The 19,965-nt window shown below is 59.8% G+C and carries 26 protein-coding genes and 1 tRNA gene; 15 read left to right on the forward strand and 12 right to left on the reverse strand.

What is annotated here, in order from left to right; all coding sequences use genetic code 11:
- Nucleotides 1-39: 39 nt before the first annotated feature.
- Nucleotides 40-792 carry a bifunctional 2-polyprenyl-6-hydroxyphenol methylase/3-demethylubiquinol 3-O-methyltransferase UbiG gene (locus tag SynPROSU1_RS11030; RefSeq protein ID WP_186570544.1) on the reverse strand — a complete coding sequence of 251 codons (753 nt, stop codon included), beginning with the start codon at nucleotides 790-792 and terminating at the stop codon, nucleotides 40-42.
- Between the two features lie 41 nt (nucleotides 793-833).
- On the opposite strand from SynPROSU1_RS11030, the gene truB reads away from it, so the two are divergent.
- The 7 genes from truB to SynPROSU1_RS11065 all read left to right on the forward strand — a co-directional run bounded on the left by truB (nucleotide 834) and on the right by SynPROSU1_RS11065 (nucleotide 6,695).
- A complete protein-coding gene (gene truB / locus SynPROSU1_RS11035) occupies nucleotides 834-1,742 on the forward strand; it encodes a tRNA pseudouridine(55) synthase TruB (RefSeq protein ID WP_186572367.1) in 909 nt (302 codons plus the stop codon).
- Nucleotides 1,743-1,795: 53 nt separating this feature from the next.
- Entirely contained in the window at nucleotides 1,796-2,548 is a 753-nt protein-coding gene (locus SynPROSU1_RS11040; RefSeq protein WP_186570545.1) for a YebC/PmpR family DNA-binding transcriptional regulator, read from the forward strand.
- Nucleotides 2,549-2,705: 157 nt separating this feature from the next.
- Nucleotides 2,706-2,912, forward strand: coding sequence for a hypothetical protein (locus SynPROSU1_RS11045; RefSeq protein WP_186570546.1), 207 nt, complete (start codon nucleotides 2,706-2,708; stop codon nucleotides 2,910-2,912).
- Nucleotides 2,913-4,319 carry an MBL fold metallo-hydrolase gene (locus SynPROSU1_RS11050; RefSeq protein ID WP_186570547.1) on the forward strand — a complete coding sequence of 469 codons (1,407 nt, stop codon included), beginning with the start codon at nucleotides 2,913-2,915 and terminating at the stop codon, nucleotides 4,317-4,319.
- Between the two features lie 342 nt (nucleotides 4,320-4,661).
- On the forward strand, nucleotides 4,662-5,264 hold the full coding sequence (locus SynPROSU1_RS11055; RefSeq protein ID WP_186570548.1) for a VOC family protein: 603 nt from the start codon (nucleotides 4,662-4,664) through the stop codon (nucleotides 5,262-5,264).
- Nucleotides 5,265-5,423: 159 nt separating this feature from the next.
- Nucleotides 5,424-6,320: an SGNH/GDSL hydrolase family protein gene (locus SynPROSU1_RS11060; protein WP_186570549.1), complete on the forward strand. Its 897-nt coding sequence runs from the start codon at nucleotides 5,424-5,426 to the stop codon at nucleotides 6,318-6,320.
- 204 nt (nucleotides 6,321-6,524) lie between these two features.
- On the forward strand, nucleotides 6,525-6,695 hold the full coding sequence (locus tag SynPROSU1_RS11065; RefSeq protein ID WP_115022356.1) for a Nif11 family protein: 171 nt from the start codon (nucleotides 6,525-6,527) through the stop codon (nucleotides 6,693-6,695).
- A gap of 32 nt (nucleotides 6,696-6,727) precedes the next feature.
- On the opposite strand, the gene SynPROSU1_RS11070 is transcribed toward SynPROSU1_RS11065, so the two are convergent.
- Genes SynPROSU1_RS11070 through SynPROSU1_RS11080 form a run of 3 tightly spaced genes read right to left on the reverse strand, consistent with a single transcriptional unit; the run spans nucleotide 6,728 to nucleotide 9,243 of the window.
- Nucleotides 6,728-6,991: a hypothetical protein gene (locus tag SynPROSU1_RS11070; RefSeq protein ID WP_186570550.1), complete on the reverse strand. Its 264-nt coding sequence runs from the start codon at nucleotides 6,989-6,991 to the stop codon at nucleotides 6,728-6,730.
- 37 nt (nucleotides 6,992-7,028) lie between these two features.
- Nucleotides 7,029-7,796 carry a glucosamine-6-phosphate deaminase gene (locus SynPROSU1_RS11075; RefSeq protein ID WP_186570551.1) on the reverse strand — a complete coding sequence of 256 codons (768 nt, stop codon included), beginning with the start codon at nucleotides 7,794-7,796 and terminating at the stop codon, nucleotides 7,029-7,031.
- The gene (locus tag SynPROSU1_RS11080; RefSeq protein ID WP_186570552.1) at nucleotides 7,756-9,243 is read right to left on the reverse strand and encodes a SpoIID/LytB domain-containing protein; all 1,488 of its coding nucleotides are present in this window, start codon (nucleotides 9,241-9,243) and stop codon (nucleotides 7,756-7,758) included. The genes SynPROSU1_RS11075 and SynPROSU1_RS11080 overlap by 41 nt, the downstream gene beginning before the upstream one ends.
- A 5-nt stretch (nucleotides 9,244-9,248) precedes the next feature.
- On the opposite strand from SynPROSU1_RS11080, the gene SynPROSU1_RS11085 reads away from it, so the two are divergent.
- Together SynPROSU1_RS11085 and psbV are read left to right on the forward strand one after the other, a co-directional pair.
- A complete protein-coding gene (locus SynPROSU1_RS11085; protein WP_186570553.1) occupies nucleotides 9,249-10,208 on the forward strand; it encodes a ribonuclease Z in 960 nt (319 codons plus the stop codon).
- 74 nt (nucleotides 10,209-10,282) lie between these two features.
- Complete coding sequence (gene psbV / locus SynPROSU1_RS11090) at nucleotides 10,283-10,795, forward strand: photosystem II cytochrome c-550 (protein WP_186570554.1); 513 nt, start codon at nucleotides 10,283-10,285, stop codon at nucleotides 10,793-10,795.
- Nucleotides 10,796-10,846: 51 nt separating this feature from the next.
- Here psbV and SynPROSU1_RS11095 read toward each other — a convergent pair whose 3' ends face one another.
- The 4 genes from SynPROSU1_RS11095 to serA form a co-directional block, all read right to left on the reverse strand.
- Nucleotides 10,847-11,233, reverse strand: coding sequence for a hypothetical protein (locus SynPROSU1_RS11095; RefSeq protein WP_186570555.1), 387 nt, complete (start codon nucleotides 11,231-11,233; stop codon nucleotides 10,847-10,849).
- Between the two features lie 99 nt (nucleotides 11,234-11,332).
- Nucleotides 11,333-11,632, reverse strand: coding sequence for a ferredoxin (locus tag SynPROSU1_RS11100; protein WP_006043345.1), 300 nt, complete (start codon nucleotides 11,630-11,632; stop codon nucleotides 11,333-11,335).
- 150 nt (nucleotides 11,633-11,782) lie between these two features.
- Nucleotides 11,783-12,676, reverse strand: coding sequence for a 50S ribosomal protein L11 methyltransferase (gene prmA / locus SynPROSU1_RS11105; RefSeq protein WP_186570556.1), 894 nt, complete (start codon nucleotides 12,674-12,676; stop codon nucleotides 11,783-11,785).
- Nucleotides 12,676-14,262, reverse strand: coding sequence for a phosphoglycerate dehydrogenase (gene serA, locus SynPROSU1_RS11110; RefSeq protein WP_186570557.1), 1,587 nt, complete (start codon nucleotides 14,260-14,262; stop codon nucleotides 12,676-12,678). The genes prmA and serA overlap by 1 nt, the downstream gene beginning before the upstream one ends.
- A gap of 106 nt (nucleotides 14,263-14,368) precedes the next feature.
- Between serA and SynPROSU1_RS11115 the strand changes: the two genes are divergently transcribed.
- The 6 genes from SynPROSU1_RS11115 (at nucleotide 14,369) to SynPROSU1_RS11140 (ending at nucleotide 18,465) form a co-directional block, all read left to right on the forward strand.
- Nucleotides 14,369-14,869: a hypothetical protein gene (locus SynPROSU1_RS11115; RefSeq protein WP_186570558.1), complete on the forward strand. Its 501-nt coding sequence runs from the start codon at nucleotides 14,369-14,371 to the stop codon at nucleotides 14,867-14,869.
- Nucleotides 14,869-15,645: a photosystem II S4 domain protein gene (locus tag SynPROSU1_RS11120; protein WP_186570559.1), complete on the forward strand. Its 777-nt coding sequence runs from the start codon at nucleotides 14,869-14,871 to the stop codon at nucleotides 15,643-15,645. The genes SynPROSU1_RS11115 and SynPROSU1_RS11120 overlap by 1 nt, the downstream gene beginning before the upstream one ends.
- Before the next feature lie 76 nt (nucleotides 15,646-15,721).
- Nucleotides 15,722-15,793: transfer RNA gene (locus SynPROSU1_RS11125), tRNA-Val, on the forward strand.
- Nucleotides 15,794-15,835: 42 nt separating this feature from the next.
- Nucleotides 15,836-17,221 (forward strand): UDP-N-acetylmuramoyl-L-alanine--D-glutamate ligase, encoded by a 1,386-nt coding sequence (gene murD / locus SynPROSU1_RS11130; protein ID WP_186570560.1) that lies wholly within the window; start codon nucleotides 15,836-15,838, stop codon nucleotides 17,219-17,221.
- A gap of 85 nt (nucleotides 17,222-17,306) precedes the next feature.
- Nucleotides 17,307-17,753 carry an EVE domain-containing protein gene (locus SynPROSU1_RS11135; protein ID WP_186570561.1) on the forward strand — a complete coding sequence of 149 codons (447 nt, stop codon included), beginning with the start codon at nucleotides 17,307-17,309 and terminating at the stop codon, nucleotides 17,751-17,753.
- Nucleotides 17,737-18,465: a hypothetical protein gene (locus tag SynPROSU1_RS11140; protein ID WP_186570562.1), complete on the forward strand. Its 729-nt coding sequence runs from the start codon at nucleotides 17,737-17,739 to the stop codon at nucleotides 18,463-18,465. Before SynPROSU1_RS11135 ends, SynPROSU1_RS11140 begins: the two co-directional genes overlap by 17 nt.
- On the opposite strand, the gene SynPROSU1_RS11145 is transcribed toward SynPROSU1_RS11140, so the two are convergent.
- The 4 genes from SynPROSU1_RS11145 to SynPROSU1_RS11160 all read right to left on the reverse strand — a co-directional run bounded on the left by SynPROSU1_RS11145 (nucleotide 18,417) and on the right by SynPROSU1_RS11160 (nucleotide 19,915).
- The gene (locus tag SynPROSU1_RS11145) at nucleotides 18,417-18,665 is read right to left on the reverse strand and encodes a DUF2811 domain-containing protein (protein ID WP_186572368.1); all 249 of its coding nucleotides are present in this window, start codon (nucleotides 18,663-18,665) and stop codon (nucleotides 18,417-18,419) included. The two genes, SynPROSU1_RS11140 and SynPROSU1_RS11145, sit on opposite strands and share 49 nt — an antisense overlap.
- Before the next feature lie 313 nt (nucleotides 18,666-18,978).
- Nucleotides 18,979-19,350, reverse strand: coding sequence for a DUF1818 family protein (locus SynPROSU1_RS11150; RefSeq protein WP_186570563.1), 372 nt, complete (start codon nucleotides 19,348-19,350; stop codon nucleotides 18,979-18,981).
- A 10-nt stretch (nucleotides 19,351-19,360) separates the two neighbouring features.
- Nucleotides 19,361-19,588 (reverse strand): DNA-directed RNA polymerase subunit omega, encoded by a 228-nt coding sequence (locus SynPROSU1_RS11155; protein ID WP_186570564.1) that lies wholly within the window; start codon nucleotides 19,586-19,588, stop codon nucleotides 19,361-19,363.
- A 42-nt stretch (nucleotides 19,589-19,630) separates the two neighbouring features.
- Nucleotides 19,631-19,915, reverse strand: a complete 285-nt coding sequence (locus SynPROSU1_RS11160; RefSeq protein ID WP_186570565.1) for a hypothetical protein — start codon at nucleotides 19,913-19,915, stop codon at nucleotides 19,631-19,633.
- Between the last annotated feature and the right edge of the window lie 50 nt (nucleotides 19,916-19,965).

Consider the following 19,965-nt stretch of genomic DNA (forward strand, 5'->3'; position numbering starts at 1 on the left):
CCCTCCGCGGTGCTGGGGTTTTTTATTGAGCGCCTGCGCTCAGGGACGGCGGTACAGCCGGGCCGTGATCAGCAAGGGATGAAACACCTCCAGGAACTGGGCCTGCAGGGTGCGGAAAAATTCATCCACGAGGGCCGGGTCATCGAAATGGAAGGGGTACTCCCCCTGGTGGCCCTTGAAGAAATACCAGTTCAGAAGGGCAATGCCACCTGGAACCATGCGCTGGTAAAACTCCAGCAACTGCGCCGAGGGATCCGGCAGGTGTTCCAGCACATCAAGGCAGACCACCGCATCAAAACGCACGTCACCCGTGCTGCAGAGGTCCCGATGCACCGAAAGCTTGTCCGCCAGGCCCAAGCTTTCGGCCCTTTGCTGCACAAAGGCCTGGTTGTGGGGGTTGAGATCGACAAACCAGACGTGGTCCACCGCATCCAGCGCCGCCGCCGACAGGGCATGGGTGCCGATCCCACCACCGAAATCCAACACCTGACCCTGCACGGCCATGCCCTGCAGTCGCAATGTGTCCGCGATGTAGTCCGCACTGGAGAGATGCCAGGCCGCCAGCTCCAGCAGGTGGCCCGTACCCACCGTGTCCTCGTAGAAGGCGGTGGCGTCCTCTGGCCGGAAAGCGCCGGGATGCAGGTCCGCGAGGTCGTCAGTGCTGCTGGGCAGACGCTTCTCCAGCAGCTCCGGCGTCAGCTCAAGATAACGGCTGAGATGTTGCTTGATGCCTAGACCATCCGCCAGAAAAGCGGAGACGTCCACATCCGTGCTGCTGCGGAGCTGGGGCATGGATGAGCATCAGGGCGCGGCCAACCTACGCAGCCGGCGGAATGCAACAGTCAGACCATCCCGCTCCAGCCCCGGTGAACGGCCCCTTCGGCTTCGTGGTGATCGACAAGCCCGCAGGCCTCACCTCCCACGCCTGCGTCAGCCGACTACGCCGCAGCTACGGCCTCAAGCGCGTGGGCCATGGCGGCACCCTCGACCCTGCCGTCACAGGGGTTCTGCCCATCGCTCTGGGGCCGGCCACCCGACTGCTTCCCTACCTCCCTGGGGACAAGACGTACACGGGCGTCATCCAACTGGGGACGCGCACCAACAGCGACGACCTGGAGGGAGACCTGCTGGCCCAGCAAGCCTGGCCGTCCTTAAGCGAAGCCGAACTCAACAGCGCCCTGGAGCCATTCCGCGGCGCGATTGAGCAGCGTCCGCCGCAGGTCTCCGCCGTCCATGTGGATGGCGAACGGGCCCATGCCAGGGCCCGGCGCGGTGAAGCCATGGATCTCCCGCCGAGGGCCGTCACGGTGCACCGGCTGAAGCTGTTGCACTGGGATCCCGCCCAAGGGCAACTGAGCATCGAGGTGCACTGCTCCGCCGGCACCTACATCCGCTCAATCGCCCGGGATCTTGGGGCCAGCATTGGGTGTGGAGGCTGTCTGGCCTCGCTGCGGCGCACCCAGGCCCTCGGCTTCCATGCGCACCAAGCGCATCCCCTTCCGGAGCGAGATGCCCTGCCGCCAGATCCCCTGTCTCCACTGCTGGCCCTGGGAGGCTTGCCCCGGCGGGATCTCAGCGAAGCGGAACAGAACGATTGGCGCTGCGGCCGGCGGATCACGATGGAGCCGGGTGCTGGGGAGGCTGTGGTGGTGTGCAACGCAAATGGAAGCATGGCCGGGATCGGCCACCGGGAGAAGGAGGGTCTGTTGCGCCCCAAGGTGGTGTTCGATGCAGCAGGCTGAAGTCACTCAGTCGGTCAGTACCCTCCGACCGCATTCCGCTCTGCCCTGACGCGATGGCTGGCCACAGCAAATGGTCCCAGATCAAACGCACCAAGGCCGTCGTGGACGCCAAACGGGGTGCGGTGTTCACCCGCCTGGGGCGCGAGATCATGGTGGCGGCCCGTGCCGGAGCCGATCCCGCCGGGAATTTCCAGTTGCGCACGGCCATCAGCAAAGCCCGCGCCGCGGGGGTTCCTGCCTCCAACATCGAACGCGCCATCGCCAAGGGGTCTGGCCAGGGGGGCGAGGGGGCTCAGCTGGAGGAGGTGCGCTACGAGGGCTATGGCCCCGGAGGCATGGCGGTGCTGGTGGAAGCACTCACCGACAACCGCAACCGCACCGCAGCGGACCTGCGCCTGGCCTTCAGCAAGAACGGGGGCAACCTGGGGGAACACGGCTGCGTGGCCTATCTGTTTGAACATCGCAGCGAGGTGATCCTCAATGCGGGGCTCGCAGACGAGGAACGGCTGCTGGAAAGCCTCCTCGAGCTGGATGCCGATGGCTATGAGCTCTTGGACGAGGCTGTCCTGGTGCACGGACCGTTCGAAGCTTTAGAGAGCCTTCAGGACGGCTTGCGCAGCGCTAACTGGGATGTGCGGGAGTGGGGACACCAGTGGTCTGCACAGACCAGCGTCGATATCAGTGCCCCCGACACGGCCCGCAGCTGCCTGAAGCTGCTGGATGCCCTCGATGCACTCGATGATGTGCGCAGCGTCAGCGCCAACCTCGATCTCCCCGACGAGCTGGACATTGATGGCGAGACGTGAACCCAAGAGGACACACAACCGACACCAACATCGAAAGATGGTCGATCACCCTGAACAACGCGTGTAGCGAGGCAGGAGCCGGACTATCGAATCACGACTCCTGCGAGATTGAGGAGCCGGTGGAGAAACCTCAAAACTGAATCACCCCAGGGAGTGCATGAAAACGAAAAATCACGCCGAAGAAGAAGAGTTCAAAACTCCTCCGTTAGCAAAAATCGAAAATGAGCTCCGAACACATTCGACATGGCAAATGGAGCGCGCCAAACTCGACGACAAACAACATCAAATTATTGTTTTTGGTATTCAAAAGCACAATCGGCATCAAATAATCGACACTAAGCTAATTACTAAATCAGCTGCATGAATGTCCGACAATCATCAGCACAATAACGACAAAAGGCACTCCGATTCAGATGCTCTTCATGTTGGATGCGGAGCACAACCTCCTACAGGCGCAGAAGATCAAACGCCTTTCCGATGGAACCCTCAAGAGAGGATCAAACACCCTGGGCTTGGCAAGTGGAAGCTTAGCCTTTACAACGCCGAACGCTTCCATGCAGGCAACGTAACCCTTCTCCAGCGCGGGGGAAAGTTCATTGTCATTGATAGCGGCTGCTCTCGAAACTATACATTAATCAACAAAAAGCTTGCAAGAAAGAAGAATAAATCGTTCTTCTTAATCAATACGCATGCGCATCCTGATCACACCGGGGGCAATGAACAAATGGCGCGCCGTGGCGCAATCGTGGTGTCACATCGGAATGCTCGCGAACACATGATTCGCTATGAAATTCCAAAAAGGCCCGGGCTTCCCGTTGTCACTTTTGGCAAGCAAATTGAGCTGCATGCGGGCAACCAGAAAATTGATTTAATTGGCCTTCCCCCAGGCCACACATCTGGGGATATAGCGGTGTGGATACCAGGGCTCAACATTCTTCACACCGGCGACACATTCATGAGCGATGATTACCCTCTGATTGACCTGAAAACAGACGGCACGATCAACGGCCTCATTCGCTCTGCATCGATCATGATCAAGCGAATTAATGCAGATACAACTGTTATTCCAGGCCATGGAAACTTGGCCAACAAGAATGATTTAAAGCAGTATCGGAGAATGCTGCGAAACGTACGCTCTGAGGTAGAGAAATACAAAAATGAAGGATTGGACGTCGAAGCTGTTAAAGATCTTGACCTAACCCAAAAATATGATCACCGCTGGGGCAAGGGTCACCTCATTTCCGGACGCCAATTTGTTGAGCGCGTCTACAAGTCACTACCCGAGGATGCAAGCAGCCGATCAACCTCTGCTCTACGCCCCAAGCAAAGAACACCAAGCACCAACAAAATATCTTCCGACTTTGACTTTTACACCGACCATATTCATGCCAGAACAACCAAAAGAGGCGACGCTCTTATTCGTTGGACAGTGGATGATCAATCAGATCTTCAAACAGAAAAATCCAACGATGGCGTTCTAACAGGAGCTGAAAAAATTGGCACAATCGCCAAACAAATTTCCGATGGCTTAATCGAGTGCAAGCCACGTCTTTCGATCAAGCCCATGTCCCGATCAGAGGGCGCTAGCGAGAGCCCCAAGACTCTTGACATGACTCTTGCGATGAAGTCGATGCGTTACCAGAACAATCGGGTGATCATCAAAGCTGAGCCATTGCTGGCAAGCGATCAGGGGTCAGCCTTCAGCACTGAGGGATTCGATGACATTGCGGGCAACACCACGATCTCGATCGGGTGGCCGGATTGCGCATGAACACTGGTTGGGGCAACGACATGAACAAGACAAGGGCATGCAGCGGAAGAACATTTGGATTGGAGCGAATGGAGATGGATTCATATCGCAACAAAACCCTGGCCCACTGTCACGACCCAAGCCCCTGTCCATGCCATACGCACTGAGCTGTGCTGATGGGCTCCAACATGCTCATGCATTTCAGCAAAAACCAAATGCAGGCCAAGCGAACAAAAGACTTTTGTATTAAAAACTACAGAGAACTGTCGCAGACTTTTCGTAGTAAATAACACATCATTGCCGGCCAAAGACCAACAAGATATTTGAAGCTTTACGTCCGCTTGCTTTAGCGCCGATCCCATCATGTCCTTGCGTAACTTTCTTGCCGAAGAAGCAATTCAGCACGTTGGCGTCAATGTTGACGACATGCAACTTTCAAAAGAATTTTACATCAATATCCTTGGCGGTGTCTTCATTGCCGAAATAACTGGCATCGATGGGGAAGAATGGACCACTATTTTGAATGCTGACGTGAAGACAGCGCCGCAGCTTGGTGCTGGAGATGCATTGGATGTTTGTTTTATTTCCTTTGGCAATTCCGCCGTCGAGTTACTCCGTTACTACAACAAAGGATCAGGATTAACTCACAATGCCAATGTCAGTGTAGATGCAAATGAGCAAGGTGTTGCTGGCAAACACATCTCCTTCAACCTAGCCGCTGACATCAACACCAAAGAATTTTTTGACAAGCTCTGTGATGCAACCGCAAGCATGCCTTGTGTTTCGCTGAATAAAGGAGATGTACATCAGCTCGGCCCAGATGGTCCTTTGGGTGGTTGGAACTGTTTTTTCATGTCTGGCCCGAACGGAGAGCGTATCGAATTCAATCAAATCCCCAAAGGCAGATGCAATGCAGATGCAAACTTCTCAAAAGCCGCCGAGCATTTTCGCAAAGCAGCCTCTTAAAACTACCTAGCACTCTTGCACCCCCTAAGCACCAGCAAAAGGGCTGATGGGTAATTGACAAGGAAGCCTGTCTTTTCCAAGATGCAACTTTTGACTATTACAGACATCATTAAGCTGATGTAGTGTCTTAGCACTATCAAAATAAATTCAATAATCCGCATGACTTCGACTCTGGTTGTTCTTGGCGATAGCCTTATGGATGCTGGAAATATCTCTGGACTACTTGGTCTTATCGGCCAAGAGCCGTTTTCCGATTCCATCTATGTCAAGGGAAATAATGTGAAGGCTTCTGATGGATTAGTCTTGAGTGAACACACCATCCGATGGATGGGTGGCGATGTTAAAAACACTCAGAACTTCAATATTTTATCTGCCGAGCCAGCCCGTCCAGCAGACATCCACAACTATGCGCATGGCGGAGCCCTATCGGGGAAGGGTCCCGCCCAATCATTTCTTGGAATGAGTATTGATATTGGCCTCTCAAACCAAGTCAAAAAGATGCGAGAGCGTTCATCTTTTTATCGCAAACAATCAGACGTTGATGTATTGCTATCAGCTGGCGGGAATGATCTTCTAGAGGCCACGGTGAACAACGACCAATTCAGGAACATCCTTTTAACGCGGTCCAAAGTCGACAACCGCAAGTACGGACGCTCTATCAGCCAAACCGTTGCTGGCAATATCGTCAAAGCCGTGGATCAGATTACTGGTCTTGTCGATGAGGTGGTTGTGTACGGAGCACTCCCCGTGAGCAAAACGCCCAGGCTTAAAACATGGATTAAATCAATGAAGAGCGAGAATTCTTCTGACGCAACGAAGTTGCTCGACAACATCTCGACAAAAATCAATCGAAAGCTTTCGACACACTTCAACAATGATCCATCGGTCGCATTAATCGATAGCAGCTCGCTTTGGAAGCAGACAATGAAGCCAAAGTTTGTTGACGATATCCACCCAACATCTCGCACAAGCCGTCGCGTAGCAAAACTCGCCGTTTCAACGGCAACACGTCAACTGAAGAGCTTTGGATTTATCACAACCAGCTTGGCTAAGTGAATAAGATTATCCTGGAAAGGCGGAAATATCGCTAGCTGGAGTGCAGCATCAAGGCCAACGTGATCTCTTGATTTTGACGTAAAGCTGAGGATCGACTGACGCCTCCTTGAAGATTTCCGTCAGCAAATCCGCACCAAAGCTTGTGTCCCTGAGCCCCGTCCAACCCCAGAGCTAAGCCGAAGGGATCCCTTCTGGAGGATCGCCATGTCCATGAAACAGCTGGAGACGTTCATGTCGCGGGTTCAGAGCAACGACTCCCTGCGCGACGAGGTGCAGCGCTGCGGCAAGGACAACTCCTGCGTGGTCAAGGTTGGTGCCAAACACGGCCACAAGTTCTCGCCAGCTCTGCTGACCCGCTGGCAGCGCGAACACTGAGCACCGGAAGACTGCTGGCGGCGGGGTTCCCCTCAGGGGGCGCCTGTCGCCTCCTCCTCTTTGGCATCGGGTTGCTGACGAATCATCTTCGCCAGCATCTCCAACTTGGTATTTTCAGATTCAGAGGCCCGGGTGGCCATCCAGGCACTAGCCGCCTTCTGCTGGGCTAGCTGCTGCACCAGCGCTAAGGCCGTCTCTCGCAACTGTTCGAGGTCCTGACAGTCCTGGATGAATCGCGTCCAGCGTTCCTGCTCAAAACTCTGCTCAAGACGCCGTTCCACGGGGTCAATGCTCATCGCCAAAGATCTCGGCTGTTCAAGCTAAAGCCACAATTCAGGCAAGAGCCGCTGCATCGCACCACAGCCAGACATTGGGGTGGTTTAACAGCCAACTGGCGGGCAGCGAGGGGTCCGGTTTCGTCAGGGCCAGCAAGCGTTTGAGGATTCCTGCCTTGGCGGCGCCGGTGACCACCAGATGAATCTCGGCAGCCTCAAGGATCTCTTGCAGGCCGAGGGTGATGGCGCGCTGGGGCACAGCCTCCAGGCAACCATCGAACAGCACAGCGTTCTGATGCCGCGTTGCGGGCGTCAGCACCACTTCATGGCAGTGCTGGTCGGGGGGGCAGGGCGGCTCGTTAAAGCCAACATGACCATTGCTGCCCAATCCCAAGAGCTGCAGCCCGATGCCACCGCAGCGCGAGAGCTGCTCGCCGTAGTGGCGTGCGGCTGCCTGTCCGTCAGCAGCGGTGCTGTCGGGGAGGTGCACCGCTGAGGGGGGCAACCCCAGCGGTGCCGCGAGGTGGTGAGTCATGTAGGCCCTGTACCCCCTGGGATCCTCCGCAGACAGCCCGAGATATTCGTCCAGATTGAAACTGCACCACCGGGCACGCAGCGCCTCCAGCTCATCCGAAGACCACGACAGCAGTCGTTCCACCAGGGTCCGGTAGAGCGGCTCCATCGTGCGTCCCGTGGCCAGGCCCAACGGCTTCAGGGGGTGAGGTCCCTGCCAACTGCGCAGATGGTGTTCCAAATGCGCTGCCAGCACAGCGCAGAGATCCTTGTCACTGGAGTGGCGCTGCAGATGACAGGGAAACCGTGCCAAAGGGCAAAACCTGAGCTCCTCTCCAGAGTGGCTTCGTCGGGGGCTTCAGCGCCAGCGATGGGTCGTAGTGCGGTTGATAGGGAACAACCTCAGCACCGCGGTAGTAGTGCTGAAGGATCGAGCGGAAGCCGGCCCCCTGCTCCGCCAGACCATGGGCCCCCCACTGGCTCATGCCGACGCCATGGCCGTAGCCCTGGCCCTTGACCAGCAGCTGAAGGCCCTGGCTGGACCAACGACGCGTCGCAGTCTTGCTGACCAGGGACGGAGGAGGTGCCACCAACAACGGCAGCCGGCCTTGCCCCTGGCGGGCCACCGACGCCGTGATCCGATCGATGCGGGATCCACGCTTAACGGTTGTTATCACCCCTCGCACCGGAAGTTCCACGGGCGGCCTTTGCCCGCCCGTGACCATCTCGAAGCTCACCAGGGTGCTTTTGAGACCCAAACGTTTGCGCAGCTCGCCCCCACTGAGCACCAGCGATCCACGCGGACCGCGCAACCGGGCTTGCCGCACACGACCGCTGCCGGACCGGCTGATCACCTCAACGGCCTGAAGTCCACCGGTCTCCGGCAGGCGCTGGCGCAGACCCGCTGGATCAAACCATTGCTCCCAGCGATGCACCGGGCTGTGCTGGTCGTGGTCAGGAACGCTGACCAGGTAGGGATGCTGCCGGCGCCAGACCATCCCGCTCGCCTCGGTCAGCCCGCCGGAACTGCTGTGGAACACAGCATCGATCAGGCGACCGCCATGAACGAGCACCAGGGAACGGGTGCTGACCACCGCCTGGCGGGTGCTGGGGGTTTCCGACTCCACACCGCGGTACACCTGACTTGCGACGGTGGCTTTCACATCCCAGGCCCCACCGCGGCTGCGTTGTTTGAGGGCATAGGTGCGGGCCGCCACCGCCTGGGCCTGCAGAGCGGCCAGAGGCCAGCGGTGGGGCATTTCACTGCCCACAACACTGGCGAGATAGGTCTCGATGCCAAGGCTGTTCACCACCCGCAGGCGACCGCCCCGCCCGCTGATGCGCAATACACCGCGATACCGACGGGATCCCAGCCAGATGCCCCGTGGGTCATCGTTCTGAACCGTCAAGAGCGTGCTGGGCGCCAACGCCATCGAATGGCCGTCAACACTGGCGTTCAGGCGCGATCCCTGGAGGCTGAGCCGCAGCCGCTGGGGCCGTCGCTCGCCGCCAGGGAGGCCCTGCACTCGCATCGGCTGTGCACCATCCGAGCGCAGGCTGAGCTGGGTGTTTTCCAGAAGCAGGACGCGCATCTGTGGCTCCCGGCCGCGGGCCAGCGCCACGGGTGCTGGAGCAATCACAGCGACGAGCACCAGCCCGACGACAACGGAGGCGCGGCGCACGCTGAAGATCAAAAGGCGTCCCAGTGTGCCGTCTGATCCCAAGTTCAGCCAGATGGCAGCATGAGCCCTGAGGCGCACCGGCCTTGCAGGTCACTTTTCTCGGTACGAGTTCTGGCGTGCCCACCCGGGCCCGCAACGTCTCAGCGGTGGCCCTGCGCTTGCCGCAGCGTTCGGAGATGTGGCTGTTTGACTGCGGAGAAGGCACGCAGCATCAATTTCTGCGCAGTGATCTGCGCCTGTCACAGCTGCGCAGGGTGTTCATCACCCACATGCATGGCGACCATGTCTTCGGCCTTCCGGGGCTCCTGGCAAGCCTCGGACTCGCCGGCAGCAGCCCCGCGGGGGTTGATCTGTACGGCCCAGACCCGCTCGAGAGTTACCTCAACGGGGTGCTGCGAACCAGCTCCACCCGGATCGGCTATCCCCTGAAGCTGCATCGGGTCAAAACAGCGGCAGAACAGGGCTCGCTGCTGTTCGAGGACAGCGACTTCACCGTGCGCTGCACCCCGCTCACCCACCGCGTGCCGGCCTATGCCTATCGCATTGAGCAGAAGCCCCTCGCCGGTCGGTTCGACATCCAAAAAGCACGGGAGCTCAACATCCCGCCAGGCCCGATCTACGCCCGGTTGAAGCGGGGCGAAACGGTGACGCTGGAAGACGGTCGCAGCATCGACGGCACCAGCCTCTGCGGTGAGGAACGACCGGGCGTGAGCGTCGTTTATTGCACAGACACCGTGTTTTGTGAGGCCGCTGTGGAGCTCGCCCGCGGCGCGGACCTGCTGATCCACGAATCCACCTTTGCCCATGGGGAGGCGGAGATGGCCTTCCAGAAACAGCACTCCACCAGCACCATGGCCGCCCAGACGGCCGCTGAAGCAGGTGTGGGGCAGTTGGCGCTGACCCACCTCAGCCCCCGCTATGCACCGGGCAATCCGGTGACCCCCCAAGACCTGCTGGACGAAGCCAAGGCGATCTTTCCCAACACCCTGCTAGCCAAGGACTTGCTCAGTATTGACGTCAAACCACGCTGCAACAGTTTGTGATCCGGCCTCAGAGGGTCACTTCCCCGTGATACAAGAGCTTGGTGCGGTGATTGCGTCACACCCCCCCAACCTTCATGGCCTCTGTGTTCTCTTCCTTGCGACGGTCCCTGAAGGGCCTTTTGGTCCTCATTCCGGTGCTGATCGGTCTTGCCGTCATCTCTCCGGCTCAGGCGGCCCAGTGGGACGCCGAGACCCTGACGGTTCCAGCGGACCCTTCAGGCACAGAGGTGACCTTCAGCGATCGTGAAATCGATGCTGGCCGGAAGGTGTTCAACACCAGCTGCGGCACCTGCCATGCCGGCGGCATCACCAAGACCAATCACAACGTGGGCTTGGATCCTGAAACCCTGGCCCTAGCCACACCAGCCCGCGACAACGTCGAGGCCCTGGTCGACTACATGAAGGACCCGACCTCCTACGACGGCGAATACAGCATTGCCGACTTGCACCCCAGCATGCGCGACGCTGAGCTCTACCCCGCGATGCGTGACCTCGATGATGAGGACCTGCGCCTGATGGCCGGCTACATCCTGGTGTCACCCAAAGTCCAAGGCACTGCCTGGGGTGGCGGCAAGATCTACTTCTGATCGGCGGCGTCCGATCAAGAACGATCGAAACATTGTTTGTCCCCGGCGGCCTCAGGTCGTCGGGGTTTTTTGTTGGGGGCTTACACGGTCAGGGTCCATGGAGTTGGGATGGCGGCTGTACCACCACTCCTGCAGATCCCGGCTGAAGCGCACCGAGAACAGAGTCAGCACCGTGGGCGTGGGCCGTCCTCCCGGCTGAAGCAGCTCCACCGCATAGGAGGGGCAACGCCGGGCCGCCAGATCAGGCACAAACCTCCGTCCGATCCGCCGCCAGCTCGGCTCCTTGCTCCGCCACGCCAGACGACAGCAGGGCCAGGGCAGCTCTTCGCGATCAAACAGCCGGCAACAGGGCCCGATGACACGGAAGCTGTATTGGCCGCCGGGGCTGGTGTGGACACTGCCGGGCTCCAGAAGATCATCGACTTCGGGGCGGCTCACGGCAGGTGCAGACAAGGGACACGCATGGAAGACGACCAGACCAAAAAAAACCACCCCCGCAGGGGTGGCTGACAACACGTCCAGTTGAAGGACAGAGGCTCAATAGAGCTCTTCTTCGGCGTGGGTCTTGATGGTGCAGTCGGAGGTGGGGTAGGCGACGCAGGTCAGAACGAAACCAGCTTCGATCTGGTCATCGTCCAGGAAGCTCTGGTCGGACTGGTCAACGGTGCCAGCGGTGATCTTGCCGGCGCAGGTGGAGCAAGCGCCAGCACGGCAGGAGTAGGGGAGGTCGATGCCCTGCTCTTCAGCAGCGTCGAGGATGTACTGATCGTCGGGCACTTCGATGGTCTTGTTCAGACCTTCGCTCTCGGAGACCAGGGTGACCTTGTAGGAAGCCATGACTTAGTGAATGCGTACAGGGCTCCGGAAAATCCGGTCCTGCAGGACAGCACTTTTTTACTTCAAATAGGTGCTCAACCAAACGATTCCTGCCTGACTGGGGAGAAGGACCAATCGGAGGCCCTCCTCTGATAAGAATGGCTTATATGGCTAGGGCTGCCGTCGACGGATCTCCAGGAGCCCCCAGCGGCCCTGTTCCGCTTCCGCAGTAACCACCCAACCCAATGCCCCCAGAACGTCCTTCAGGCGCGGTGCTTGATCCACCAGGAGCCCGCTGAGCAGGGCGCGTCCATCCGGCTGGAGCAGCGCCTCGAACCCAGGCGAGAGGGCCTCGATCACCGGAGCCAGGATGTTGCACAGCAGCAGATCAGCGCGGCGGGGCGCGAGCAACTCGGTCAGTCGGTCCACGGAGCCGAGGGCCACCTGAAGCTCGGCTTCGGATCGGTCATTGAGGCTGCGGTTGCCGGCTGTGGCCCGCACCGCCAGAGAGTCGGTGTCAGCGGCCACCACCGCCTGCGCCCCCAATCCCAGTGCAGCGAGCCCCAACACACCGCTTCCGCAACCCAGGTCGGCCACCAGAGACCCCACAGGAGGCAACTGCTCCAACGCTTCCAGGCAAAGCCGGGTGGTGGGGTGGCTGCCGGTGCCAAAGGCACTGCCCGGATCCATCCGAATCACCAGGCGGTCCGCATGCTCCGGAGGGACCTTCAGCCAGGCCGGGAGGATCAACATCCCCCTGCCGACCGGATCCGCCTGCCAGTGCTGTTTCCAGCTGAGGCTCCAATCCTCGTCGGCCACATCATCCCAACGCCCTTCGGGCAGGCTGAGGCCAAAGGGCTCTGCCAGCGGCTGCAGGCTGGCGATCAGCTCACGCCGTTGAGGCTCCGGCCACTCCGGCTGGGGCAACCAAACCAGCAGCGTCTTGCGGTCAGGCGTTTCCGGCGCATGCTGCACCGCATGGCGATGCAATCCCAGATCCGTCAGCTTCCACACCAGCGATTCCTCCAGCTCTGGAGGGCACGGCAGTGTCAGACGCCACCACATCAGAGCGTGACCGGGTGAGCTTCCTGGATGCCCTCGATCGCCGTGATCGTCTGCAGCAGGTCGGCAGGAATCGGATCATCAATGCTGAGCACCATCACCGCGTCCCCGCGCACGATCTTTCGACCCACCTGCATCGCGGCGATGTTGACGTTGTGTTCACCCAGCAAGGACCCCAGGTGACCAATGATTCCAGGCATGTCCCGGTGCCGGGTGAACAGCATGTGGCTGCTCGGCGTCACATTGACCGGGAAAGCATCAATGCTGGTGATGCGCAGATCGCCATCGGCGAAAACAGCTCCGGTGACGCTGCGGCTGCCCTGATCGCCACGGGTGGTGATCTGAAGCGAGCCGCCGGCGAAATCACGACTGCTTTCATCCTTCACCTCCAGCACCTGAATGCCGCGGGCCTTGGCCTCCAGGGAGGCATTCACGAAGTTGATGCTGTCGCCAAGGCCGGCACTCAGCAGACCCTTCAGGGCCGCGATCACCAGAGGCTGAGACGGGTGGCTGGCGAATTCACCTTGAAGCCGCAGTTCCATTTCCTTCACATGGCCGCCGGCCAGCTGACTGACGAGCAGACCAACGGTCTCTGCGAGCTGCAGGTGGGGCTTGAGCCGCTCCATGATCTCTGCGCTGAGGCCGGGGATGTTGACCGCACTGCGAGCCGGTAGACCCAGCAGCACATCACGGATCTGCTCGGCCACATCGATCGCCACATTTTCCTGGGCCTCCTCCGTCGAGGCACCGAGATGGGGCGTCAGCACGAGCCCCCGCTCCACCGCCCGCAGAGGGGAGTCTTCTGCCAAAGGCTCACTGGCATACACATCCAGCCCTGCCCCGGCGATCACACCGTTGTTGATGGCTTCAGAGATGGCCGCCTCATCCACCACGCCTCCGCGGGCACAGTTGACGATGCGGGCGGTGGGTTTCATCGTCCGCAGCAGCTCCGCATTCACAAGGTTTTCGGTGTCCTTGGTGCGCGGGATGTGCAGGGTGACGTAGTCGGCGGAGCGGAACAGCTCATCAAGCTCGGAGAGCTTCACTTGCATCCGCTGGGCGCGGTCAGCCGCGATGAACGGGTCGTAGGCAATCACTTCCATCCCCATGGCCTGGGCGACCCGGGCAACGTGGGAGCCGATCTTGCCGAGACCGACCACGCCAAGCGTTTTCTTATAGAGCTCGTTGCCGACGTACTTCTTGCGGTCCCACTTGCCGGCCCGCATGCCGGCATGGGCCTGGGGGATATGACGCGACAGCGTCAACATCATGGCCAGGGCGTGTTCCGCTGCAGCAATGGTGTTGCCCTCAGGGGAATTCACCACCAGAACTCCCCGCTGGGTTGCCGCAGGGACGTCCACGTTGTCGACACCGACTCCCGCACGGCCAATGATCTTGAGCCGGCTTGCCGCAGCAATCACCGCGGCGGTCACCTGGGTGCCGGAACGGATCATCAATCCGTCGTACTCACCGATGATGCCGATCAGCTCATCCTCGGAGAGACCGGTGCGCTGATCCACCTGCGCCACTTGGCCGAGGATGTCGATCCCGGCCTGGTCGATCGGATCAGAGACAAGAACTTTCGTCATCGAAAGGCGCAGAACTGCCGCCGTGAACTGTAGAGATCAACATCCACCACCCCCTCCAGTTCGAAGCACAGGGTTCAGAATTCAGCGCATTAGATCTGAATGACCCATGCCCGTCTGTGTGATGGTGATGGCCGATGCCCCATCGGCAGAAGGCCTGACCCAGCGACTCCGGGACACCGATCTGCCGCTGCTGAAATGTTTAACGATCCCTCCTGACGGGGATGCCATCGACAAGGTCGCCCTGCTGAACCCCGACCTGACCCGCCAGCAGCGGCAGCAGAGCATGGCCCGCTGGCTGATGCCCTTCGGCTTCCTTGCAGGGGTCACCTTTACCAAAATCACCACCCTCACCACCTTCGCCAGCTTTGGCCCCTGGGGTGAAACCCTGATCGGCGGCCTACTGGGCATGGGCTCCGGCCTGATGGGGAGCTACGCCGCGGCCGCCAGCGTGGACTCAGACAACGATGCGGGCGTACGGATTCTGCGCAACCGACGCGACGAAGGACGCTGGCTGGTGCTCCTGGAAACCCCCAACGGCATCGAGGCGCCGTGGCAGGTGATTCAACGGTCGCGCCCACAACAGGTGGTTCGCCTCGACGACCTGTGATGTTGCCCCGGGAGGATTTGCTGGACGGAGCCCAAGACCCCGGCGGGCTGACCGTGCTGATCGATCTAGCGGAGCAGGTCCTACGCACCTGGCAACCGGCATGGAGTCCCTTCCTCAGCGCACCACTCTGTGAGGAAACCCTGGCTCGGCTTGGCAGCCTGAGTGAATTGACCTGGGTGGCTGACGGTGGCTATCCAGGGGCCGAACGCCAACGGCTGCTCTGCCATCGACGCGATGACACCCCCGATGCGGCGGCACCCGTCCAAGGTGTGCTGATCGAAGGCAATTTCCTCTTCGACCCCCTCTCCCCCGACGACCTGCGCAAAGCGTTGCAGGACATGGGCATGGACGAATCCAGCCTTGGTGACCTCTGGGTGCGGGGCGATCGAGGCGGGCAAGGGATCTGCACCCCCAGCGCTGCTGAAGCCCTTCATGGACGCTTGGGTGCCGTCCGCGATGTGGAGATCCGCTGCGAATCTCGTCCCTTGGAACAGCTGCAGCCGCCCGTGCAACGCAGCGTCCGCACCCTGCAGACGGTGGAGGCGTCCTGCCGCCTGGATGCGATCGCATCAGCAGGGTTCGGACTGTCTCGGGCCAAGATCGTGACCCACGTCAAAGCTGGACGCCTGAGGCTCAACTGGGAGAGCGTGCGGCAAGCGAGCCGTGAACTGGTGGTGGGGGACCGCCTGCAGCTGCAGGACCGCGGTTCAGTGGAAGTTCTCTCGCTCACACGCACAAAACGGGAGCGTTGGCGCGTTGAACTGCGCCGCAGCTGAGTTGAACATCCCCATCGGCTGCTAATGTTCTGCCTCGATCGAGGGAATCACGAGATTCCAAATTCGATCATTTGACGGGCGATTAGCTCAGGGGTAGAGCACTACATTGACATTGTAGGAGTCACTGGTTCAAATCCAGTATCGCCCACTTCCCTGAAAGGGACTGCGTTTTCAAGCTTCAAACCTTGCGATGACACGCACGATTGTCGTTGGCATGGGGCGCTCAGGTTTGGGTGCTGCACGTTTGCTCAAGCAGCAGAATCGTGACGTTGTTGTTTTCGAGCGGGGCGACAACGATGCCCTGCAACAAATCGCGAAAACGCTGGGTCAAGAAGGAATTCAGGTTGCCTTAGGGCAGCCCTTGACCCCAGAGAGCTTCCAGACCTGGCGAGATGGCCTGGATGCTGTGGTGATCGGCCCTGGAATTCCCTGGGATCACCCAACCCTGCTCCAACTGCGATCAGATGGCATCCAGGTTCGTGGCGAGATGGACCTGGCCTGGGATGCCCTCCGCCAGATCCCCTGGATCGGCATCACGGGAACCAACGGCAAAACCACGGTCACGCATCTGCTGAGCCATGTGTTGGAGAGCTCGGGCCTCAAGGCCCCCATGGGGGGGAACATGGGCCTCTCCGCTGCGGAACTGGCCTGTCAGATCGCTTCCGGGGCCACGCCACAGCCGGATTGGCTCGTGATGGAGCTAAGCAGTTATCAGATTGAGGCAGCGCCCACAGTTGCCCCCAAGATCGGGATCTGGACAACGCTGACGCCTGATCATCTTGAGCGCCACGGCAGCCTGGAGGCCTATCGAGCCATCAAACGTGGGCTGCTCGAACGCTCACAGTGCGCCCTCTTCAATGCCGATGATCCGGATCTGCGCCAGCAACGAAGCAGCTGGCAGCACGGCACATGGGTGAGCGGTGAAGGGGCAAGACCGGATGGCCAGCCAGCCGATCTCTGGATTGATGCCGAAGGCATGGTGCGGAACAGCACCACCACGCTGTTCGCTGCTGATGTCCTGGCGATGCCGGGCAGCCACAATCGGCAAAACCTCCTGCTGGTTACCGCTGCAGCATTGGCGGTCGGCCTCTCCCCCCAGCAGATCGCGGCCTCCCTAAGCACGTTTCCGGGCGTCCCTCATCGGCTCGAACACCTCGGAACCCTGGCAGGAGCGAACGTTTTCAACGACAGCAAAGCCACCAATTACGACGCTGCTGAGGTCGGCTTGAAAGCCATGCAGGGACCGGTGGTGGTGCTGGCCGGGGGGCAAACCAAACGTGGCGATGCCAGTGGATGGATGAAGACGCTCGAAACCAGGGCCTGCAGCCTGATCCTGTTCGGAACAGGGGCTGAAGAACTGGCCAACCTGGCCAAGGCGGCTGGCTATCCAGGCGAACTCCTGCAATGCCAGGAGCTCGAAACCGCTGTCAATCTGGCTGCGGTGGCCGTGCAGCGGCAGGGTGCCTCCGCACTGTTGCTGTCACCAGCCTGCGCCAGTTTTGACCAATACCGGGATTTCGAAGCGCGAGGCGAGCACTTCCGCGCCCTGGTCCAACCCTTTCTGGACGCCGCCTGAGACAAAACGAACGCAATGGGATGCATCCGGGCCGGACGGTCCGATGATGGAGGTAAGCAAGCCGTGTGACGTGGCCTTCTGGTTGATGAAAAGCGAACCCGACGCCTACGGGATCGATGATCTTCGTCGAGAAGAAACCACGCTGTGGGACGGCATCAGGAATTACCAGGCCCGCAATTTTATGCGAAGCATGGAGGTTGGCGACCAGGCTTTTTTCTACCACTCCAATTGCAAACCACCAGGGATCATCGGGCTGATGGAGGTGATGGAGACCGGCCTCGTAGACCCCACCCAGTTTGATCCGGCAGCCAAGTACTACGACCCCAAATCAACGCCAGAAAAACCACGCTGGGACTGTGCTCGGCTGCGATTTCTCGGAGAATTTGAAGCCCTACTGAGTCTCGATCAGCTGCGTGAGCTCTACAGCGAAGAACAGCTGCCCGTGATCAAACGAGGGAACAGGCTGTCGATCCTTCCTGTTCCCGCCAAAACCGCCAACGACCTCCTCTCACGGCTTGGCCAGCTCCACTGAGATCCCACTGTTCACCCTGCTGCCTCGGGCCTGGATCGGGTTCAGCCGCGGGCCTTGGCGTTGTGTTGGCTTGGCTGCGTTGGTCCTGATCAGCACCAGCGGCCCAGCAGTGGTCGGGCATGACCTGCGCCTGGCGGGATCCCCATGGCTGAACCGACTGGGGGACTTGTCAGTACTGGCCAGCCTGGTGCTTCCCCTGTTTCCCCTCCTGGCCTTGCTGCGGCTGACGGATGGCCTGCTCCCTGATCGGCGTGTCGACCCTCCCAAGCAGAGCTGGCAACAGCTCCTGCGTCAGGCCTTCACCTTGGTGTTGCTTGAACTGCTGCTCCTTCTGGGGGGGCTCGGACTGATTCAGTCGTTGAGTTGGATGCTCGGACGCTGGAGCACCGCCCTGGCCAGCCTCAGCGTGCTGCTGGGCGGACTGGTACTGCTGAGCTGGCTGTTTAGCCAGATCATGGCGTTGCCCCTGCTGGTGCACGAGCGCTGCCGTGCCCTTCAGGCGATGGACCACAGCCGCCAGCTGGTGCATCGCAACGGCCTCAAGGTGCTTGCTCTGCTCGGAATGCTGCTGGGGATCAACCTGCTGGGACTGATCGGAGCCACCCTGGGGTTACTCCTCAGCCTTCCCTTCAGCGCTCTGGTGTTGATGGCCTGCTGCCGTCCTCAGACACCATTAAGCAGTGACTCCCGGCGGAACATGTTTCCGACGTAAACCCGCGTGATTTCACGAGAGGGCTTGCCGTTCTGCACCAGGAATCCTGCCAGCGCAGCCTGAACCAGACGGTATTGATCCCAATTCGGATGACCTTCGATGAATTGGGTCATGGCCTGCTGAAGGGGCTGCGGCAAATCCGATTGGAAACTCACAACACTGCACTCAGCCGTGGAAGCTTGCTCAAGGCCTTCCGGCATCTTTTGTTTTTTCGAACGAACACCAGTTCTCCACACCAAGGCGCCACCGTCAAGGGCTGCCAACACAACACCATTCTCATTCGTCTCCATACGAGATCCCTGCCTGGAGGCCGCTCTGGCACTGGCAGAGCACCAGAGCAGACGGATCCGCACAGACCATCACCAACGTCAAGCAGAAAGAACAAAAACCACGGCTTTTCCACAGCAGCCCACCACAACGGCATTAACAGCGCATGGGCTGTGGAAAAGCTGTGCAGAGCCTTCGGCGAAGGGCGGGGGAAATCAATGCCGCAAAAACGATTAGCTGCATTAATCAATGCTGCGAGTCCCAGAGGGTTCTCATCGCAGCCACCACTGCCGCTGCAGCGGGGGCTGGCCATTCACCCTCTGCAGCACGCCCCTTCAGCGGCGTGAGCAGGATGCGCAGCTCCCACTGGCTGCAATCACCGCTCAGGCAACCCCACCAGACGCCACGATCCAGCTCTAGCTCAATCGTTTCGTCCGGCATCAGTTGGTCAACCAGACCCTGGTGCTGCTGCTCCAAGGTCTCCACGAGATCAACCAGATCTCGCCACTCCGGCTCAGTCAACTCAAAAGCCCAGCGTTCTCCCCCCACAAGAACGCAGTACTGACCACGGGAGGGATCCCGCGACAAACGCCATCCAGCTCCCTCCTGCTGAATCACACCCGGAGGATCAACCAGGCAGCAGATCGGGCTGATCTTGCTCGTCGCTCAATTCAACGATGGCCCGTTGAACTGGCTTGACACTGGACTCCTCCAGCAGGCCATCGAAGTCATCGAAGCGCCGCTGTTTGGCGCGGAAGGCAATCCGCACCGTCGTCAGATAGCGGTTGCTTGATTGACGGATCAAGCTTTCGCCACGCTTGGCGAGATCTGTGGAATCAACTCCGGCCGAAAGCACAGGTTTCTAAATCAAACAGCTTCAGATTAAGTGGTGACCTTCTCAGGCCAGCTGATCGGTGTGAAAGGGCACGTGCATGGGGTAAGCACGCTGACGAGAGCCGGGCACACGCAACACGATCTGCCGTCCCAGCCCCAGGGCGGCAAGAGGCAAACGCAGATACACGACCAAACCACTCAGCTCCTCGAGATGTGCATCGTCAACACACTCGATGCGGATGCTGCCCCAGCTGCGATGCATGCGACAGCTCCGCAGCGGCTCCAGCCTGTCCTGCAGTTCTGGATCTTCCCGGTAAAAGGAGAAGATCAGCTGTTGCAATCGATCCATCGCCTCCAGTCCCCTTAGTCTCATCCTGACTTCACCGTGCCCCGAGCACG

The organism is Synechococcus sp. PROS-U-1 (assembly GCF_014279755.1).
Taxonomy (GTDB): Bacteria; Cyanobacteriota; Cyanobacteriia; order PCC-6307; family Cyanobiaceae; genus Parasynechococcus.

Coding starts and splice junctions, on each gene's coding strand:
- SynPROSU1_RS11030 (WP_186570544.1), bottom strand. CDS start 792: ATGCCCCAGCTCCGCAGCAGCACGGATGTGGACGTCTCCGCTTTTCTG.
- truB (WP_186572367.1), top strand. CDS start 834: ATGCAACAGTCAGACCATCCCGCTCCAGCCCCGGTGAACGGCCCCTTC.
- SynPROSU1_RS11040 (WP_186570545.1), top strand. CDS start 1,796: ATGGCTGGCCACAGCAAATGGTCCCAGATCAAACGCACCAAGGCCGTC.
- SynPROSU1_RS11045 (WP_186570546.1), top strand. CDS start 2,706: ATGAAAACGAAAAATCACGCCGAAGAAGAAGAGTTCAAAACTCCTCCG.
- SynPROSU1_RS11050 (WP_186570547.1), top strand. CDS start 2,913: ATGTCCGACAATCATCAGCACAATAACGACAAAAGGCACTCCGATTCA.
- SynPROSU1_RS11055 (WP_186570548.1), top strand. CDS start 4,662: ATGTCCTTGCGTAACTTTCTTGCCGAAGAAGCAATTCAGCACGTTGGC.
- SynPROSU1_RS11060 (WP_186570549.1), top strand. CDS start 5,424: ATGACTTCGACTCTGGTTGTTCTTGGCGATAGCCTTATGGATGCTGGA.
- SynPROSU1_RS11065 (WP_115022356.1), top strand. CDS start 6,525: ATGTCCATGAAACAGCTGGAGACGTTCATGTCGCGGGTTCAGAGCAAC.
- SynPROSU1_RS11070 (WP_186570550.1), bottom strand. CDS start 6,991: ATGAGCATTGACCCCGTGGAACGGCGTCTTGAGCAGAGTTTTGAGCAG.
- psbV (WP_186570554.1), top strand. CDS start 10,283: ATGGCCTCTGTGTTCTCTTCCTTGCGACGGTCCCTGAAGGGCCTTTTG.
- SynPROSU1_RS11100 (WP_006043345.1), bottom strand. CDS start 11,632: ATGGCTTCCTACAAGGTCACCCTGGTCTCCGAGAGCGAAGGTCTGAAC.
- prmA (WP_186570556.1), bottom strand. CDS start 12,676: ATGTGGTGGCGTCTGACACTGCCGTGCCCTCCAGAGCTGGAGGAATCG.
- serA (WP_186570557.1), bottom strand. CDS start 14,262: ATGACGAAAGTTCTTGTCTCTGATCCGATCGACCAGGCCGGGATCGAC.
- SynPROSU1_RS11115 (WP_186570558.1), top strand. CDS start 14,369: ATGCCCGTCTGTGTGATGGTGATGGCCGATGCCCCATCGGCAGAAGGC.
- SynPROSU1_RS11120 (WP_186570559.1), top strand. CDS start 14,869: ATGTTGCCCCGGGAGGATTTGCTGGACGGAGCCCAAGACCCCGGCGGG.
- murD (WP_186570560.1), top strand. CDS start 15,836: ATGACACGCACGATTGTCGTTGGCATGGGGCGCTCAGGTTTGGGTGCT.
- SynPROSU1_RS11135 (WP_186570561.1), top strand. CDS start 17,307: ATGAAAAGCGAACCCGACGCCTACGGGATCGATGATCTTCGTCGAGAA.
- SynPROSU1_RS11145 (WP_186572368.1), bottom strand. CDS start 18,665: ATGCCGGAAGGCCTTGAGCAAGCTTCCACGGCTGAGTGCAGTGTTGTG.
- SynPROSU1_RS11160 (WP_186570565.1), bottom strand. CDS start 19,915: ATGGATCGATTGCAACAGCTGATCTTCTCCTTTTACCGGGAAGATCCA.